11 protein-coding genes are annotated in these 15828 nt (G+C 74.0%); 3 read left to right on the top strand and 8 right to left on the bottom strand.

Annotated features, from left to right (window positions below):
* Positions 1-5 precede the first annotated feature (5 nt).
* The 8 genes from Q5694_RS13215 to Q5694_RS13180 all read right to left on the bottom strand — a co-directional run bounded on the left by Q5694_RS13215 (position 6) and on the right by Q5694_RS13180 (position 8498).
* The gene (locus tag Q5694_RS13215; protein WP_333933033.1) at positions 6-392 is read right to left on the bottom strand and encodes a DUF742 domain-containing protein; all 387 of its coding nucleotides are present in this window, start codon (positions 390-392) and stop codon (positions 6-8) included.
* Positions 385-1212 (bottom strand): roadblock/LC7 domain-containing protein, encoded by an 828-nt coding sequence (locus tag Q5694_RS13210; RefSeq protein WP_333933289.1) that lies wholly within the window; start codon positions 1210-1212, stop codon positions 385-387. Before Q5694_RS13210 ends, Q5694_RS13215 begins: the two co-directional genes overlap by 8 nt.
* A 20-nt stretch (positions 1213-1232) precedes the next feature.
* Positions 1233-2333 (bottom strand): ATP-binding protein, encoded by a 1101-nt coding sequence (locus Q5694_RS13205; protein WP_333933032.1) that lies wholly within the window; start codon positions 2331-2333, stop codon positions 1233-1235.
* 371 nt (positions 2334-2704) lie between these two features.
* Entirely contained in the window at positions 2705-3535 is an 831-nt protein-coding gene (locus Q5694_RS13200) for a hypothetical protein (protein WP_333933031.1), read from the bottom strand.
* 211 nt (positions 3536-3746) lie between these two features.
* Positions 3747-4022 (bottom strand): SHOCT domain-containing protein, encoded by a 276-nt coding sequence (locus tag Q5694_RS13195; protein ID WP_333933030.1) that lies wholly within the window; start codon positions 4020-4022, stop codon positions 3747-3749.
* Between the two features lie 149 nt (positions 4023-4171).
* Positions 4172-6037 carry a GMC family oxidoreductase gene (locus Q5694_RS13190; RefSeq protein ID WP_333933029.1) on the bottom strand — a complete coding sequence of 622 codons (1866 nt, stop codon included), beginning with the start codon at positions 6035-6037 and terminating at the stop codon, positions 4172-4174.
* Positions 6034-7566: a hypothetical protein gene (locus tag Q5694_RS13185; RefSeq protein WP_333933028.1), complete on the bottom strand. Its 1533-nt coding sequence runs from the start codon at positions 7564-7566 to the stop codon at positions 6034-6036. Before Q5694_RS13185 ends, Q5694_RS13190 begins: the two co-directional genes overlap by 4 nt.
* Before the next feature lie 221 nt (positions 7567-7787).
* Positions 7788-8498: a FadR/GntR family transcriptional regulator gene (locus Q5694_RS13180; protein WP_333933027.1), complete on the bottom strand. Its 711-nt coding sequence runs from the start codon at positions 8496-8498 to the stop codon at positions 7788-7790.
* 484 nt (positions 8499-8982) lie between these two features.
* Between Q5694_RS13180 and Q5694_RS13175 the strand changes: the two genes are divergently transcribed.
* From Q5694_RS13175 to Q5694_RS13165, 3 genes are all read left to right on the top strand, one after another.
* Positions 8983-9753, top strand: coding sequence for an FAD binding domain-containing protein (locus Q5694_RS13175; RefSeq protein WP_333933026.1), 771 nt, complete (start codon positions 8983-8985; stop codon positions 9751-9753).
* Positions 9754-10315: 562 nt separating this feature from the next.
* Entirely contained in the window at positions 10316-12940 is a 2625-nt protein-coding gene (locus Q5694_RS13170; RefSeq protein WP_333933025.1) for a helix-turn-helix transcriptional regulator, read from the top strand.
* Positions 12941-13156: 216 nt separating this feature from the next.
* Positions 13157-15805 (top strand): LuxR C-terminal-related transcriptional regulator, encoded by a 2649-nt coding sequence (locus Q5694_RS13165; protein ID WP_333933024.1) that lies wholly within the window; start codon positions 13157-13159, stop codon positions 15803-15805.
* The last annotated feature ends 23 nt before the right edge of the window (positions 15806-15828 follow it).

Below are 15828 nucleotides of genomic sequence, written 5' to 3'. Positions count from 1 at the left end.
GCGACTTACGCTCCGGTTCGTATTCGCTCCAGGCCATGGAGCACGGCGGTGAGCAGGGCGGGGTCATGGCGCTCGGCATGTGGCACCGGATTGCGCACATGGATCAGCCCGTCCTCGGCCATCTGGGCCAGCAGGATGCGCACGATGCCCAGGGGCAGCTGCGTATGGGCGGCGACCTCGGCGACCGACAGGTATCCGTTCGCGAGCAGGTCCATCACCACACGTGCTTCCGGAGCCAGGGTGCGCACCGTGGCGGCGGCCGCGTCCCGGACGGAGATCATCGTGGTGTGCTCGTACTCGCTCTCCCGGGGCAGCACCCGCCCCTTCGCCATGACGAAGAAGGGGACTAACGGAGCCGTCAGCTCCAGCTCCTCGGACGGGTCCTCATGCATCGCCGACCCCTTCTCCCCACCCGGCGCGAGACGAGGCCTGCGGAGGCATCGCGTCACTCAGCCGGACGGTGAACTCCTCGATGTCACAGTCGTGTTCGGCGGCCGCCGCGAGGAAGGCACCCTCGCCCGCCGCGATCAGGAAGACCCAGCCGTGCTGGAACTCGATGACCGTCTGGCTCCACTCGTCGTCCCGCGCCCCGCCCGCGAACGGTGCCGTGGCCCTGCTGTAGGCGTGAATGCCCGTCATGGCCGCCGAGATCGTGTCGGCGAGGTCCCGGTCGATCCCCGCGCTGGCACCGCGGGGCAGACCGTCCGCGCCGAGCAGCAGCGCGTGCAGCGCACCCGGCACCGAGGCCACCACCTTGTCCAGCTGGTCCAGCACCGCGACGGCCCTGCCCGCCTGGCGCTGCGCGGCCTGGCCGCCGTCGCCGGCTCCGGCCTGGTCGGCAGGGGTCACCCGCGGCGGGGCCGTGAGGTTGTTGCCCAGCCGCGCCACCAGCCGGTTCATGCGGAACGACAGCTGTTCCATGTCGACGTCGGGCTCGGCGGCGGCGGCCAGATAGGCCCCCTGGCCCGCCCCGATCAGGAACACCCAGCCGTGCTGGAACTCGATGACGGTTTGGATCCACTCGCGGGTCTGCGAGGAGCCCGCGAAATGCGCGGTGGCCCGGCTGAGGGACTGCATCCCGGCCATGGCCGCCGAGACGGTACCCACGTCCTTGGCGGTCAGGCCGTCCGTGGAGCCGCGCGGCATGCCGTCCGCCGAGAGCACCACGGCGTGCCGTGCCTTGGGCACGTTGGCCACGATGTCCTGGACCATCCACGACAGGTCGGTCGTACTCATGCGTTGTCGGACCCTTCAGACATGGGGGCGTCGAGGGAGGCCACATCGCGTCCGGTCTGGGCGCCGCGCTGCAGCGCGCCGAGGCTTCCGGCGCCGCGGCGCCGGACACTTCGCCGGGCCGGCTGGTCCGCCGACGGCGAGTCGGCGATCGACGCCACGCGCGGGCCGCGCTTGGGCAGCCCGTTGGCCGTGCGCGCCTGATTGCGCGTCTCCATGGGCCGGATGCTGCTCACGGGCGCTGTGTCGGGGGCCGACGGGGTTTCCTCCATGGTCCACAGCTCCTCGGGCAGCAGGACGACGGCCCGTACACCGCCGTATCGGGACACGCCGGTGACGTCGACCTTGAAGCCGTACTGGCGGGCGATCAGACCGATCACCGGGAAGCCGAACTTCGGTTGGGTGCCCAGCTGCGACAGCCGGGGCAGATCGTCACCGGAGAGCAGCGCGGTCGCCCGCTGCCGCTCCTCGTCACCCATGCCGACGCCGGCGTCGTCGATGATGATGCACAGGTTCTGCTGGACCTGGCGGAACGTGACCTCGATCGGAGCGTCGGCCTGCGAGAAGCTGGCAGCGTTGTCAAGGAGCTCGGCCACGGCGAGGGCGACCGGCGCGACGGCGGAGGCCTTCAGCGCGATGCCGCTCGGCTGCATGATCTCCACCCGCTGGAAGTTGCGGATCTGGCTCTGGGCACTGCGGACGACGTCGTACACGCTGGCCGGCTGGTTGCGGCGGCCCAGGGGCGCGCCGCACATGACCGCGATGCCCTGGGCCTTGCGGGCCATCTGGGCGTTGGCGTGCGTGATGTCCATCAGGTCGCTGAGGACCGGGTGGCCGCCGTACTCGCGCTGGACCCGGTCCAGCAGCGTCGTCTGCTCGGCCGCGAGGCTCTGCAGGAAGCGGGCGGCGCCCTTGAGGACCGCCTTGGTGTTCTCCTCCGCGGTCGTCTCCGCCTCGCGGATGACGCTGTCCTGCTCGTTCCTCAGCTGGGACAACTCGCCGCGGACCCGCGCCAGTTCGATCTGGCTGTACTGCAGCTGAGCCTGCAGTTCGTCCTCGGACTCCTTCTTCCTCCTCAGTACGCCTCTGCTGCGGAGCACGAGCGCTACGACGGCGGCTATGGATATCACCGCTATCGCAACCAGGCACCAAAGAAGCACGTCTTGAGTCATGGAAACCTTTCACGGCGCGTGGCATGCAGGCGTCGACAGGTACGCCTCGCAAGGATCCGCAACCCGTCCGGGGCAGTGCACCAGGGGGAGCTCGGCGCGCGTTCGGGTTCGGGGCCCTGAGCAAAAGTGGATCAAGGTCGCAGACGGCGGAATGCTATCACCGTCGACGGGGGCGTCTGGAAGCCGCTCCTCCGGACTTCACACGATCAACGCCACTATTTAACAAGGGGCGTTGAACTCTGAGCCGACTCCGGGTGACGGGCCGGGGCCGTGACCGGCGGCGTCGGCCTGACGGGCGTTCAGCCGACGGCCAGGAACCGGCGCAGGGATCCGGTCATGCTCGCCACGAACGCCTCGCGCGTGTGGTCGGGGACCAGGTCCAGGGAGAGGTACGGGTTGAGGTCCTCCAGCTCCACCAGCAGCAGTTCGCCCTCCGGTGTGCGACAGGCGTCCACCCGCTGGATGCCGTGGTCGAGAGTGTTCCAGTCGATGAACCGGCGGGCGAAGGCCAGGTCGGCCCCGGTGGGCTCGTAGGGTTCGAGCGCCCAGCGCCTGCCGGGATCGGGGGCGTGGAGGGCGTACTGGAAGGTGTGGTCCACGTAGTAGAAGGACACCTCGTACCGGAAGTCGACCCGGGGCTGGATGAGCACGTCACCGCCGGTGAAGCCGCCCAGGGCCGCTCGCGGGACGAAGGTGAGCCCGATGGAGTCCGCGCCCAGCTTCGGCTTCACCGCGTACAGCTCCGCCTCGGGCAGCCGGTGCAGGTCCCGGGGATGGTCGACGGTGGGGATGACGGGGTGACCCGAGAGGGTCAGGTCGAGCAGATACTGCTTGCCCGCCATGTCCCCGCGGCCCGACAGCGGGTTGTAGACCCGGGCACCGCGCGCCACCGCCTGTGCCCGGAAGGCGGCGTACTCCTCCCGGTACTGCAGTACCGGACCGCTGTTGCGGACGACGACCGCGTCGAAGGCGTCCATCAGCGCGGCCGCGTCCAGCGGGTGGCACAGAGCCAGGCCGAACTCCCGGCGGAGGCGGGAGGTCAGGAAGATGTCCTCGTCGCAGTAGCGTCCGCGCCCCCGGGCCCGGTAGGCCAGGTCGGTGACGAACAGGATGCGGTGGCCGTCGGGCATCGGGTTTCTCCTTCACTGATGCCGTGCACCCTATGCCGTACCGGTCCCGCCCTCGCCGCTGGTCCGCCGCCGGCGGGAGCACGCTCCGCCGGCCGATCCGCTGGGCGAGGGCGACGACGGTGCCCGAGGGGCCGCGCAGTTGCGTCTCCTCGCCACCGGTACACCGGGGACGGAGCCGCCGCCGCACGCTCGGCACTCCCGGAGTGTCGACCTAGGCCGCACCCCCCTGGCGGCCGAACTCCTCGTTCAGCACGGACAGACGGCGCCAGTACTCGTCCTCGTCGATCTCACCGGAGGCGAAGCGGTGGCCGAGCACGGCGACGGGCGAGCCGGTGCCGGCCGGTTCCTGCCGCCGACGGGGGCCGCCGCGCCACGGGGCGCGGCGCAGCAGCGCGATGCCGCCGCCGATCACCAGGGCCCAGATCACCGGGACGAGCAGGATCCACGGGCCGGGTCCGCCGTCTGTGACGTTCGCCAGGGTCTGCATGTCGCTCACTCCTCGATCGCTCGGCACGCTGTCGGTGCGTCGCCTACGAGAGTGGTCCCGCACGGGGTGCCGGGTCGTCGTACGGGCGGCGGCTCCCCGTGTACCTCGCGGGGAGCAGGCGCAGGGGCGCGGAGTGCTTCCCGCCGGGGCTACGCGTCGCGGCCGACGGCCCGCTCCGCCACCGCGTGGGCCAGGGCCATGATGGTGACCTGCGGATTCACGCCGGGGGACGACGGCAGCAGGCAGGCGTCGGCCACCAGGACCCCTTCCGTACCGCGCAGCCTTCCGTCGGGGCGGACGGGAGCCCGCCGGCCGTCCGCCCCCAGGGCTGCCGTCCCCGTGGGGTGGAACGCCGACAGGTGCAGCCGGCGGTGGCCGGTGCGCCGCACCAGGTCCTCCAGGGCGCCGGGGGACGTGACCGACGGGTGCCCCGGGAGGCCGGTGAGGACCTCGCGGGCGCCCGCGGCGAAGAGGATGCGGCCCATGTGGACCATGGACCGGAGCAGACGGTCCCCGTCCTCGGTGTGCAGGGCGTACGAGGCCACCGGCCGGTGTGCTCCGCGTACGCGCCCGGAGGGCCGGTCCGAGACCATCGCGCCGAGGAGACCGAGGTTCCCCGCGTCCTCCAGCTCGTGCTTCAGGTCCGCGCCGAGATGCGGGAGGACGAACGAGGTCATGCCGGGCGGTGCCGCGGTCGCCTCGATGAGGATGCCGTCGTGGTGCCACTCGTCGACCCCGACGCTCTGCAGGACGTTGGGGCCGGCGCCCGGGCCGGTGACCGGTTCGGTGAAGCGTCCGGCGACGCTGACGGCCGGGTGGATCGCCAGGTTGCGGCCCAGCCGGGGGTGTCCGGCCAGCCCCGAGCGCCGCAGCAGGGCGGGGGTGTGCAGGGCTCCCGCCGCCACCACCACGAGCTCCGTGGCGAGGGTGAGGACCGTGCCGTCCGGGCGCAGTGCCTCCACCCCGACGGCACGGCGGCCCCCGGCCCGGTGCTCGGTGAGGACGCGGGTGGCCCGGGCACGCGTGACGATGCGCGCTCCCGCCGCGCAGGCCGCGGGCAGCACGGACAGCTGCACCGCCTGCTTGGCACCGCTCGGGCACCCGGCGACGCATTCGCAACAGCCTTCGCATCCGGTGGCGTTGCGGCGCAGGGGAGCCGCGGACCACCCCAGCCGCTCGGAGCCGGCGAGCGCCAGCCCGCCGTTGCGGCCGAGGACGGACGGATCCGGGAGGCCCACCCCGAGGAGACTCTCCACATGGTCCAGATGACGGGCGAAGGCGGCGGGGTCGGCGAGTTCGACACCGTGGGTACGGTGCCATCGCCGCAGCACGTCGCCGGGTGTGCGGAAGCAGGTGCCCGAGTTGACCAGTGTGGTGCCGCCGACGGCCCGGCCGACCGGGAGCAGCACGGGCGGCAGGCCCCAGGCGAGGGTGGCACCGCCGTCCCGGTAGGCGGCGGCGAACCGGTCCAGCGGCGGGCGCGCAGCGAGTTCCCGGGTCGGGAAGTGCCGCCCCTCCTCCAGGACCACGACCGAACGCCCGGAGGCCGCCAGGGTCAGCGCCGCCACTGCTCCGCCCGCGCCGGAGCCGATCACCACGGCGTCGACGCGGCACACGTCCGGCCACTCGGACGAGACGCACAGGTCCAGCGGAGGATCGGCCCGGACGAGGGGGCGGACGGCCCGGGTGCCGTGCCGGCTCGCCCCCGCGGCCAGCAGCACCGGGATCTTCACGTTGTCGAGCAGAGCCGGGAAGCCCGGCAGGCGGACCAGCCGCCGCAGCAGCCGGGCTCTCGCGTCCGCCGGCAGCCGGTGGGCGCGCCGCCCGGTGGTCAGCACGGCGAGGCCGTCGAGTGCGGCGTCCGCCGCGCGCAGACCCGTACGCACGTACGGCGGCAGGGAGGACATGAAGCGCAGCAGGCGTTCCGGCACCTGCCGCTCCCATTCCGGACCGTGGGCGTCCCCTCCGAGGTCCAGCAGGACCGCTGACAGCGCCCGGCCGGCAACCGCCCTCATCGCAGCCCCACTTCGGCGTGTGCCGTACCCCGCAGGTGCCAGACCCGCTCGGTGCGCCACCGACCGTCACGCACCTGCTCCACGTGGACGTGGACGTCGGCCCGCTCGCTGTTGTGACAGGTGGCCCTGCCGCCGTCCGGGTCGGTGTAGCCCACCTCGGTCCGCCTTCCCTCCGGCAGGTCCACCCGCACCGCGATACGGCGTCCTCCCGCACGGCCGTGAACGGTCCAGGTCGGCAACCGCGGCCGCCCCCGGAACCGTCCCACGCCCAGCAGACCCAGCGAACTGCGCCAGTCACCCCGCGGCCAGTCCCGTCCCCCGGTGCGCAACCGCAGGAACACCAGGGGCGGCAGGTGCCGCAGCAGGGGCAGGTCGGAGACGGCCGTCACCACCTCCAGCACGGTGTCGTCGTCCAGGTCGGCGTGCAGCCAGGCCCAGCGGTGGGCGTTGCCGCGACCGGCGATGCGGGCGTCGGCGCCCGGCGCGTCCGCCAGGGCCAGCGACTGCCCGTCGAGGCGGACGGATCCGGAGTAGCGGGCCTGCGGCTGGTGGACGGCGTGCACCGCGGGCAGGAGCCGGCGCTTCCACGCCAGCCGGGGGAACGTGTGCAGGGGCGCGGAGTCCGCCGCGACTTCGAGGTCCCACGCCAACCGGTCCGTTCTCCCGCGCAGTTCGCGTGCGGTGGCGACGGCGGACGGGCAGTGGAAGCCGGGTGACTGCGCCGGGACGGTGCCGTCGGCCGGTACGGGGGGTTCCCCCGGCAGTGGGTGCGGGCCGAAGCGGTCGATGACGGGGGGTGCGTCCGGCCGGTACACCGCCGCCCAGCCGTGGGTGTAGGGAGCGCCGCCGACCGGGCGGACCAGTTCGTGGTGGAACCAGTAACCGGTGCCGGTGTCCGGGTCCGTGAAGGTGCTGTACCAGACGTTGAGGCGGTCCGGGCGGGGTGCGGTGAACGTCTCGGCGGTGGCGGTGGTGTCGGAGGGCGTGCCGCCGGTGGTGGCGGGCGCGGGGAAACGCCAGCTCGCGGCGAACGAGGGGAGGGTGTGCAGCGGGAACCGCAGGAGTCCCTCACCGCTGACGCCGGGGGAGGAGCGCTCGTCGTCGGTCGCCGGGGAGCAGCTCTCGCCGGCGGCCGCGTGGGGGAAGCCCACCTCCCCGGTCGTCCCGGCCGGCCGCAGTCGGATCGGAAGGGTGGTCATGGAGCGCAGGGGACTGCGCCACACCGGGGACTTGTGCCCCTCCAGGACGTACGGGCGGCCGTCGCGGGCCGTGAAGCGCACGCTGTAGGCGATCCGGCCCCGCGACAGCGGGGCGATGAGCATGCTGCCGCGGGCGTGGAGGTCGTCGGCCCAGCCGCCGATGCGAACACGCCCCGTCACGCCGGCCGTCGTGGAGCCGCTCGGGCGGATCGCGCCGCGCGTGGCGACCCGCAGGTCGAGTCTCACGGGCCGTGACCCGCCTTCCGGTGTGTCGAGCCGCAGGGTCCCCTGCATGGTCTCCGCGAAGCGCGCTCCCCGGCGTGCTGCCATCTACGGCACCCTTCCTCTGCGAATCGTCCGGGCCGTCCGCCGCGTGAAGCAGCCACAGGGAAGACCGCGGAGGTGACGGCGAGCCGCGAGCCAGTGGTCTACTGGCTCAGTGGCTCATCCACTGGGGGAAGAGAATCAGCCCATCTCCCGGAGGTCAACCCCTCGTTCGTTCGTCCGGCGCCGCCCGCAGTTCGCGAGCGAGGGGTCCGTCGGCGCCGCCCCTACCGTCGCCGGGCGTGCCTGTCCAGGTCCGCGGTCATCTCCTGCGCGGTCAGCCGGAAGTAGTCCTCGGCGGCGCGCCCGGCGTCCTCCACCTCGCCGTTCGCCACCGCTTCCACCACCTGCCGGATGCGCTCCGCGGCGGCCGCAGGGTCGGCGAAGGGGGTGCTCATCAGGTGACGGACGGGCAGATAGGCGTTGAGCAGGGTGTTGGTCAGCAGCAGGTAGACGCGGTTGCCGGTGGCGCGGGCCAGTTCGCGGTGTACCTCCGCCTCGGCGAGCTGTGCCCCGGCCGGGTCCGACGCGTTGGCCACCGCGTCGACCGCGGCACGCAGCCGGACCCCCTGTGAGGTCCTGCACCGGGAGGCCGCCTTGCGTGCGATGATCCCGCCGATGGCCCGCCGCGCCTCGAAGACGTCCGACAGCCACCGTCCGTCCTGACCCACCAGCAGGGGCAGGAGATCGACGCCCCCGGACCTCAGGAAGTCCAGCACGCGCGTGCCCACGCCGTGGCGGGTGCGGAGCAGGCCCGCCTGCTCCAGCCGGGACAGCGCGTGCTTCAGGGTGGTGCGGGTGACGCCGTAGGAGGCGGCGAGTTCGCGCTCCGGCGGGAGCAGGGAACCCGGTGGGAGCGTGCCGTCCAGGATGCCCGTGCGCAGGCGTTCCTCCAGCACGTCGACGACGGACTGGCGCACGATCGTTTCGCCTGACATGGCCGCACTCCCTCGGTTCGGTCCGCCCTCCCGTCGGTGGGGCCGGGACCGGATGTCGGATCTTCGCAGGCAGTGGACCAGCGCGGACTTCCGACCGTCAAGCGGGGACCGCCGTGACCGCGGCAGGGCCCGCCTTCACCGAGGCCCGTCGCTTCCTGCGCTACGCGTCGCTGCCGTCCCGGACGAACGCGTCGTCACGGATCGCCGTTCCGCCCCGTCGGGCTGTCACGATGCCGTGGCCGCCGGTGATGCAGTACACCTCCGCCGGACAGGTGCGGACGTGTGCCCCTTGGCCGGTGCACTCAAACCGGCGGCGGGAGCGCGCCGTCGTCCGCGTCCGACGCAGGCCGATCCCCCTGCCGCGGGCGTCGCGCGCGTGTGAGCCCTGGATGCGCCCCCTCCGCTGCGGCCACTATGCGCCCTGACGACGGACGGGTGGCCGAAGAGTGTCCGTCGGCGTTCCGGAAGGGCAGCGTGACTGAAGATGCTGGTACATCTGCCGAAGACGGTGGCGCAGGCGCGGAAGCACCTGGCCGAGGGTGCCGTACCGGTCGGCGGGGCGACCCTCGTCTGGGCGATCTGGCAGCGGGACGGGTTCCCCCGACAGGCCATGTCCCTCAGAGAGCTGCCGCAGGCCAACGTCATGGGCCCGGAGGAGCTGGGCGGTGCGGTCGTACTGAGCCGCATCGACGAGCGGGTCCCGCACGTCCTGCGCGCCGCGGCCGCTGCGGTGGGCACGGGCGCGGTGCGGCGCGCGGCGACGGTCGGCGGCAACATAGCGGGCAGCACATTGCGTTGCCTGCTGCCGGCGGCCCTGGTCCTCGACGCCCGCGCGACCGTTCTGGCCCCGCACGGCGTCTACGAGACCGATCTGGCCGAGGTGACGGCCAAGCGCCCGGTGCTGCTCGGTCTGCACTGGCGCACTCCGGTCGCCAGCGCCTACCGCAAGCTGCCCGGTGCGGCGGGCGGCGCCCCGCCCCTCGTCGTGGCCACAGCCCTGCACGCCGACACCGATCCCCACACCGGCGCAGGGCACCGGCTCCGCGCCGCCGTGCGCGACGGGCACGACGTCCTGACCGCGACCGCGACCGCGACCCTCGGCGTCGGCACGGCCCCACTCCTGGACCAACTGCGCGACACACCTCTGGCGGACGTCCCCGGCGCCTGGGATCTGATCGACGAGCAGGTCACCACCCTGGTGGCAGCCGCTTCGGCCGAGGACGAGGCGGGCGACCAGCCGCGTCGGTCCGACTGAGCGGAGGCAGCCGGGCCGGCGTCGGCGACCCTCACCTGCCGGGCCGAACCCTGTGCGAGTTCCCGGCGGGCTTCTCCGGCTGTCTGTTGCGGCCCCGCGGGGCACAGGCGCTCAGCCGCGTTCGAAATTGAGTAGTCACCCTCCCTGGTCCGGTCTCCGTCCTCCTCGGAGACTGTCCGGGACCACATGATCGATCACGAACACGGCGGCCGGACACGGGGGAGGGTCGTACACCGGCGCCGACGGGGACGCACGACCGAAGGCGGGCCGGCCCACCCGAGCGGGACCGGCCCGCAGGCCGGCGGGAGCCGGCGCCCGACCCGGCGGTTCTCACACCGTAGGGCTCCTGGGCCGACGACGCTCCGGCCGTCCGAACCGGCGAGCGCCGACAGCCCGGCCCCGGAGGCACGGGCCATGACGGACGAGTCCGTCGGGCGTGGCTCCCGTCCACGCGACGCCGGCCCTCCCGCGTCGGCACGGCCGAGCGCCCGGTGCGCCGTCACGCACGACGTCGTGCCGCAGGCGGCGCCCGGCACCAAGCGATCCGCAACTGAGGGACCCCATGACTCCTCTACCGCTCACCCCTCACCCGGTCCCACCCGGGCCGGCCCCCGCCCTGGCCTTCGAGCCCGCGTTCGTCGGCAGGGTGGGGGAGCTGGAACGTATCCGTCACGTGCTGACGTCGGCACGCGGCGCACGGGGCGTTCTCGTGGCCGGACCGCCCGGCATCGGCAAGACGCGACTGCTCCGCGAAGCCGAGACCCTGACTCCCCAGCGACGCCTGATCAGCCTCAACTGCCGGGCCGGCGCGGGCACTCCCGTGTTCGTGAACGGGGAACCGGCCACCTCGGGCATCGCCCACCTGCTGACCGAGCCGACCCGCGGTACCGCCCGGAACCGGTCACGCGCCTGGCAGATCCACGTCGACGACGCCGACCTCATGGATCCGGCCTTCCTGCCGCTGCTCCACGAGGCCGCCCGCCACCCGGACGTCAAGCTGCTCGTCTCGGTGACCACGGACGGCAAGGCCCTGCCCGCCGGGATCCGGGCCCTGTGGAGCGACCACGCCCTGGTGCGGATGGATCTGCAGCCCCTCGGGGCCACGGACGTGAAGCAGCTGACCGACTCGCTGCTGAGCGGTGGTCTCGGCCAGCTGAGCGCCTCCCGGCTGGCCGGGATGTGCGAGGGCAACCCGCGGCTGCTGCTCGAAGTCGCCCGCGCCGCAGTGGAGCGGCGCATGCTCACACGAGTCGACGGCAGTTGGCACTTCACCGATGAACGACTGCCCCTGCCGACCTCGGTGCTGGAACTCATCGACCCGTACCTCGACGCCCTCGACGCCGGGGACCGGGAGATCCTGGAACTGGTGGCGCTGGCCGGCGAACCCCGTCTCACCGACGTCGAACGCCTCTGTGACGTACGGCGGCTGGAGCGGCTCGAACAGCGTGAACTGCTGCGCACGGACGGGGAAGGGGAAGCGGGCTCGTCCGGGCCCCGCGTGCGCATCACCCGCCCGCTGATACGCCATGCCCTGTCCTGCGGCCTGCCGCTCCTGCGCCGACGGCGCCTGCTGCGCGCATGGATGACCGCCTGCGGGGAGGCGGCGTGGACGGAAGGCGACGACTGCGTCCGGCTGGCCGAGTGGCACGTCGACGCCCTGGTGAGACCGCCACGGGCCCTGCTGGACAGGGCGGTCGGACAGAGCCTGCGGCAACAGGCCCTGGCGAGTGCCCTGCGGCTCACCAGGAGCGCCTGGCAGCACTATCCGGAAGTCCTCACCGCCGAGGCGCACGCCCGGGCGCTGACCGCTGCGGCGGACTTCTCCGGACTGACGTCGTTCGTGGCGGGGGTGCGCGCGCGGGGCGGCGAGTACACGGGTGCGCTGAGAGCAGCCGAGGCACGCGGGCTGTTACTGCAGGCCCGTTACCCGGAGCTGGAGGCACTCCTGCCGCTGCTCCCGCAGACCGAACGTGCCTACTTCCGCACGGTCGCCCAGTACTTCCAGGGCAGATTCGCCCGGGCGTACGCGTCGGCTGAGGCGCTGCGCCGCACCGGGCCGGAGGCGCACGCCCTGGAGGCCGGGCTGATCATGATGGGCTCGCTGTGCCACATGGGCCTGCCCGAGCGGGCGTTGACCCTGTACCGCACCCTGCGCCAGGACCTGGAGCGGACCACCGGCGGGCCCACCCGGTTCCACGCCGACTCGCTGGAGGAGCTGCACGCCTCCGCCCTGCACTACTGCGGCCGGTTCGACGAGGCCGAGGGGATCCACTGGCGCGAGTACACCGAGGCGCTGGAGAAGCACCACGTCCGCGTCGACGCGCAACGCGGCCTGGCGCTGGGCCATCTGCTGCACGACCGCGGCATCATCGAGGGAGCCGTCAAGTGCGCCACCTTCACGTCCAGTTACCAGGTGGGCTGGCGGCAGTGGCAGGTGAAGGCGGGCATCCACGCCGCGCTGGCGGCGAGCGCGCTGCCCGCCGACCAACGGCCGGCCGACGCGCTGCCCGAGGGACTGAGCATGCAGGAGGCCGGGCACTGCGCCATGTTCCTCGCGGTGGTACGGGCACGGCGGCACCACGAGGGCGGCGACGACCACGCGGCCGCCACCGCCCTGCACGAGGCGGTGGCGGCGGCCCTGGCCGACGCGGCCCACGCCGACGTCGTCATCGGCCTGCACGAGTGCGCGCGCCTCAGCCTGCCCGCACCGCCCGTCGCGCCCACGGACCTGCACGTGGAAGGACCCTTCCTGAAGGCACGCGCGGACTACGCGTGGGCCCGTGCGGCGCGCGATCCGAAACGCATGGGGAAGGTGGCCCGCGCGTTCGCCGAGCTGGGGGCGTTCCTGTTCGCCGCCGAGGCCTACGCGGAGCAGGCGCGGCTGTACCAGCGGCGTGGCGGAGTGAAGGCCTCCGCAGCGGCCACCGCCCAGGCCCGGGACCTGCTGCGCCGCTGCGGTCCCGTCGACACCCCGCCGCTGCGCTTCCTCGGCCGGTCGGTGCCGCTGTCGGACCGGGAGCGGACGATCGCCGGCCTCGCCGCCCGGGGGCTGCAGGACAAGGAGATAGCCGAGCGGCTGTGCGTGTCCGTCCGCACCGTGGGCAACACCCTGTACCGCGTCTACCGCAAGGTCGGCGCCGCCAACCGCCGCGAGCTCCAACTGCTCATGGCACCCTGCGGCGGCTGACCGCGCCGGGCCGCCGACGGACCGCTGCCGTCGCCGTGGCTCGGACCGCTGTCGTCACCGGCGGAGCCCGTCCCCTCGGCTCGGCGGGCAACCCGGACTATCGTGCCGGGATGGCGCACGAGGCCTGCGTCCGGCGGGGGCGCCGTGGGACCGGGACCAGCCACGCGAGGACGACCGACGAGGGCGACGGGGACTGTACCGAGATGCAGGACGACGATGAGCACGAGCGATGACGGCGCACCGGCCGGTCGCCGTCCCTGGCCGATGCTGGGCCGGGACCGGGAACTGGAACTAGCCGACCGTGCCCTGCGGGACCCGGCCTCCTCCGGCGTCCTGGTGACCGGGCCGTTCGGTACGGGCAGGAGCCGCCTGGCACAGGAGTGCTGGCGCGCGGCGGGCCGACGCGGGCATCCGCGCCTCCACGCTGCGGCCACCCCCGCCGCGCGGTACGTTCCGCTCGGCGCCCTGGCCCCCGTGCTGCGCCGCGGCCCGGACGGCGCGCCCGGTCTGCTGGAGGACGAGGTGCGGGCGGTCCGTCCCCGGCCCGTGCTGTTCCTGGACGACGCGCACCATCTGGATTCGGCGTCCGCCCGGCTCGTCGCGGAGTCGACGAGGAACGGCCGCCTGCTGGTCGTCGCCACCTCCGCACTCCACGCCCGGCTGCCGTGGGAGGAACACCCACGGCGACAGGCACTGCTCCCCGTACGGCTGGAAGCCCTGCCGGTGCAGGCCATGGGCCGGCTGCTGCGGCACGCCCTGGGCGGACCGGTGGAGCGCCGCACGGTCCGCCTTCTCCACCGCGCCACCGGAGGCAGGCCCCGGGAACTGGAGGAGGTGCTGGAGGGCGCCGTCGCCGAGGCCGCGTTGAGGTGGGACGGAACCGTGTGGCGACTGACGGGGGCCCTGCCGGTCACCGCGGGCCTGCGTGCGTTGACGGACAGCCGTCTGCGCTCCCTCGACCCCCGTGACCGGGAGTTCCTGGACCGTGTGGCCGTGTGCGGGCGTCTGGCCCACGTGAGGCCGGCACAGGCCGACGTGGAGGGACTTGTCCTGGACGGCTGGCTGCGGGCCCGGACCGAAGGCTCTCGCACCTTCCTGGAACTCGCCGGTGACCTGCACCGACAGCTGCTGTGCGCCCGCCTCCCGTCCCAGCGCACGCGCCGCATCCTGCGCCAGGAGCTGGCCCGTTCCCCGGAGTCCGGCTCCGGTGACCTGCTCGACCGTGCACGCTGGCGTTCGGCGGCGGGGGAGCCGTTCGACCCGTACGACCTGACGGCAGCCGTCCGCGCCGCCCGGTCGGTACCCGACCACGACCTGGCCCTGCGGCTCGCCCGGGAGCTGGTCCACCTGCGGCCGGGTCCCGCGAGCGGCTTGGCCCTCGCCGAGCAACTGCTGGAAGGCGGCCGCCCCCACGAGGCCCGGGCCGCGGTGAGGCAGGTACTGCGGGACAGCGCCGCGCCGGACGAGAGAGCCAGGGCCACGGTGCTGGAGGCGCAGCGGCTCCTCGGCGACCTGCGAGGGGAGGAAGGCCTGTCGGCCATCGCCACCGCGCGCGACGACTGTGCCGCCGACCCCGGTGCGGCGGCGCTGCTCGACGCGGCGGAGGCGGCGCTGCGCAGCCTGCTCGGTGACATGGAGGGGGCCGGGCGGGCCCTGGGGCCCGGGCCCGTGCGTGCGGCCGGCATCACCGAGCCGTTGCACCTCCTGGCCGAGATCCGCTGCCGGACCGAATCGGGCCGGACGAAGGAGGCGGTGGGCCTCCTCCGGCACGCGCCCGAGGGCGCCGCCCCGCTCACCCGCTCCGCGGCGAGGCAGGCAACCGTGGCCGAGGCCGAGCCGTCCGTCCGCTTCGTGCCGGCCGGCACCGAGGCCTGGGCCCTGGCCGAGGCCGGCGCCCTCGAGGAAGCCGGGGTGCTCGCGGAGCGGGCCTACGACCGGGCCGTGGACGCCCGGGCGGTGCGGTCGCTGACCTCGCTCGCGGAGCAACTGGGCTGGATCCGCTACCTCCAGGGACGGCTCGACGAGTGCAGGACGTGGTACGCCACCGCACTCGGTCACGGCCGGGAGGCCGGACAGCGCTCCAGCGCGTACGCGGGCCTGTGCGGACTCGCTCTCGTGGCGGCCGTGTGCGCCGATGTGACCGGTGCCGAACAGTGGCGGGAGCAGGCCCGGTCCCTCGCGCCCAGGAGCGGATGGCGGGCGGAGCCGGTGCTCGCGGATGCGTGGCTGGCGGCGGCCACCGGCCGGCTCGGTGAAGCCCGCCGGCAACTGCGGCGCGCTGCCGACGAAGCGGCCCGGCGGGGCCTGCACACGGCTCAGGCGCTGCTGTGGTGCGATGTGGCGCGGCTGGGGGACGCCCAGGCGGCGGCCGGGGCGCTGTCCCGCCTGGCGGCCTGCTCGGACAGTGCGCTGACGGCCGCCCGGGCCGGCTTCGCGCGGGCCCTCGCGTCGGCGGAGCCGGGCCGGTTGGAGACCTGTGCGGCCGGGCTGGAACGTCTGGGAGTCCGGCTCCTCGCGGCGGAGGCATGGACCGCCGCTGCCGCCGCGCATGCCAGGGCCGGTGCCCGGCCGTCCGCAGCCGGCGCGGCCCTGGACCGTGCCGCCCGGCTGACGTGCCGGGAAGCCGCAGCCCGCACCCCGGCCCTCGTGGCACCCCGTGCCCGGCTCGGCCTCACCGCACGGGAGACGGAGGTGGCGCTGGCCGCGGCGAGCGGCCTCGGCGTCGAGGAGACCGCTCGCCGGCTCTCCCTCGCGGACCGCACGGTCGTCAACCACCTGCGCAGGATCCGCTCGAAACTCGGCGTCACCGACACCGGCCGGCTGCGCACCGCCCTGTTCCCGGACCCCCGCCCCGCGGGTCCCTGATCGGGTCCGGCTGACGGTACCCG

This window comes from Streptomyces sp. AHA2 (assembly GCF_036857595.1).
GTDB lineage: Bacteria > Actinomycetota > Actinomycetes > Streptomycetales > Streptomycetaceae > Streptomyces.
This window is presented reverse-complemented; position numbering and strand designations above follow the sequence as displayed.

What these genes read in the sequence shown, in the direction of transcription:
- Q5694_RS13210 (WP_333933289.1), bottom strand. Translation starts at nt 1,212, where the DNA reads ATGGTCCAGGACATCGTGGCCAACGTGCCCAAGGCACGGCACGCCGTG.
- Q5694_RS13170 (WP_333933025.1), top strand. Translation starts at nt 10,316, where the DNA reads ATGACTCCTCTACCGCTCACCCCTCACCCGGTCCCACCCGGGCCGGCC.
- Q5694_RS13195 (WP_333933030.1), bottom strand. Translation starts at nt 4,022, where the DNA reads ATGCAGACCCTGGCGAACGTCACAGACGGCGGACCCGGCCCGTGGATC.
- Q5694_RS13215 (WP_333933033.1), bottom strand. Translation starts at nt 392, where the DNA reads ATGCATGAGGACCCGTCCGAGGAGCTGGAGCTGACGGCTCCGTTAGTC.
- Q5694_RS13180 (WP_333933027.1), bottom strand. Translation starts at nt 8,498, where the DNA reads ATGTCAGGCGAAACGATCGTGCGCCAGTCCGTCGTCGACGTGCTGGAG.
- Q5694_RS13190 (WP_333933029.1), bottom strand. Translation starts at nt 6,037, where the DNA reads ATGAGGGCGGTTGCCGGCCGGGCGCTGTCAGCGGTCCTGCTGGACCTC.
- Q5694_RS13175 (WP_333933026.1), top strand. Translation starts at nt 8,983, where the DNA reads ATGCTGGTACATCTGCCGAAGACGGTGGCGCAGGCGCGGAAGCACCTG.
- Q5694_RS13185 (WP_333933028.1), bottom strand. Translation starts at nt 7,566, where the DNA reads ATGGCAGCACGCCGGGGAGCGCGCTTCGCGGAGACCATGCAGGGGACC.
- Q5694_RS13200 (WP_333933031.1), bottom strand. Translation starts at nt 3,535, where the DNA reads ATGCCCGACGGCCACCGCATCCTGTTCGTCACCGACCTGGCCTACCGG.
- Q5694_RS13165 (WP_333933024.1), top strand. Translation starts at nt 13,157, where the DNA reads ATGAGCACGAGCGATGACGGCGCACCGGCCGGTCGCCGTCCCTGGCCG.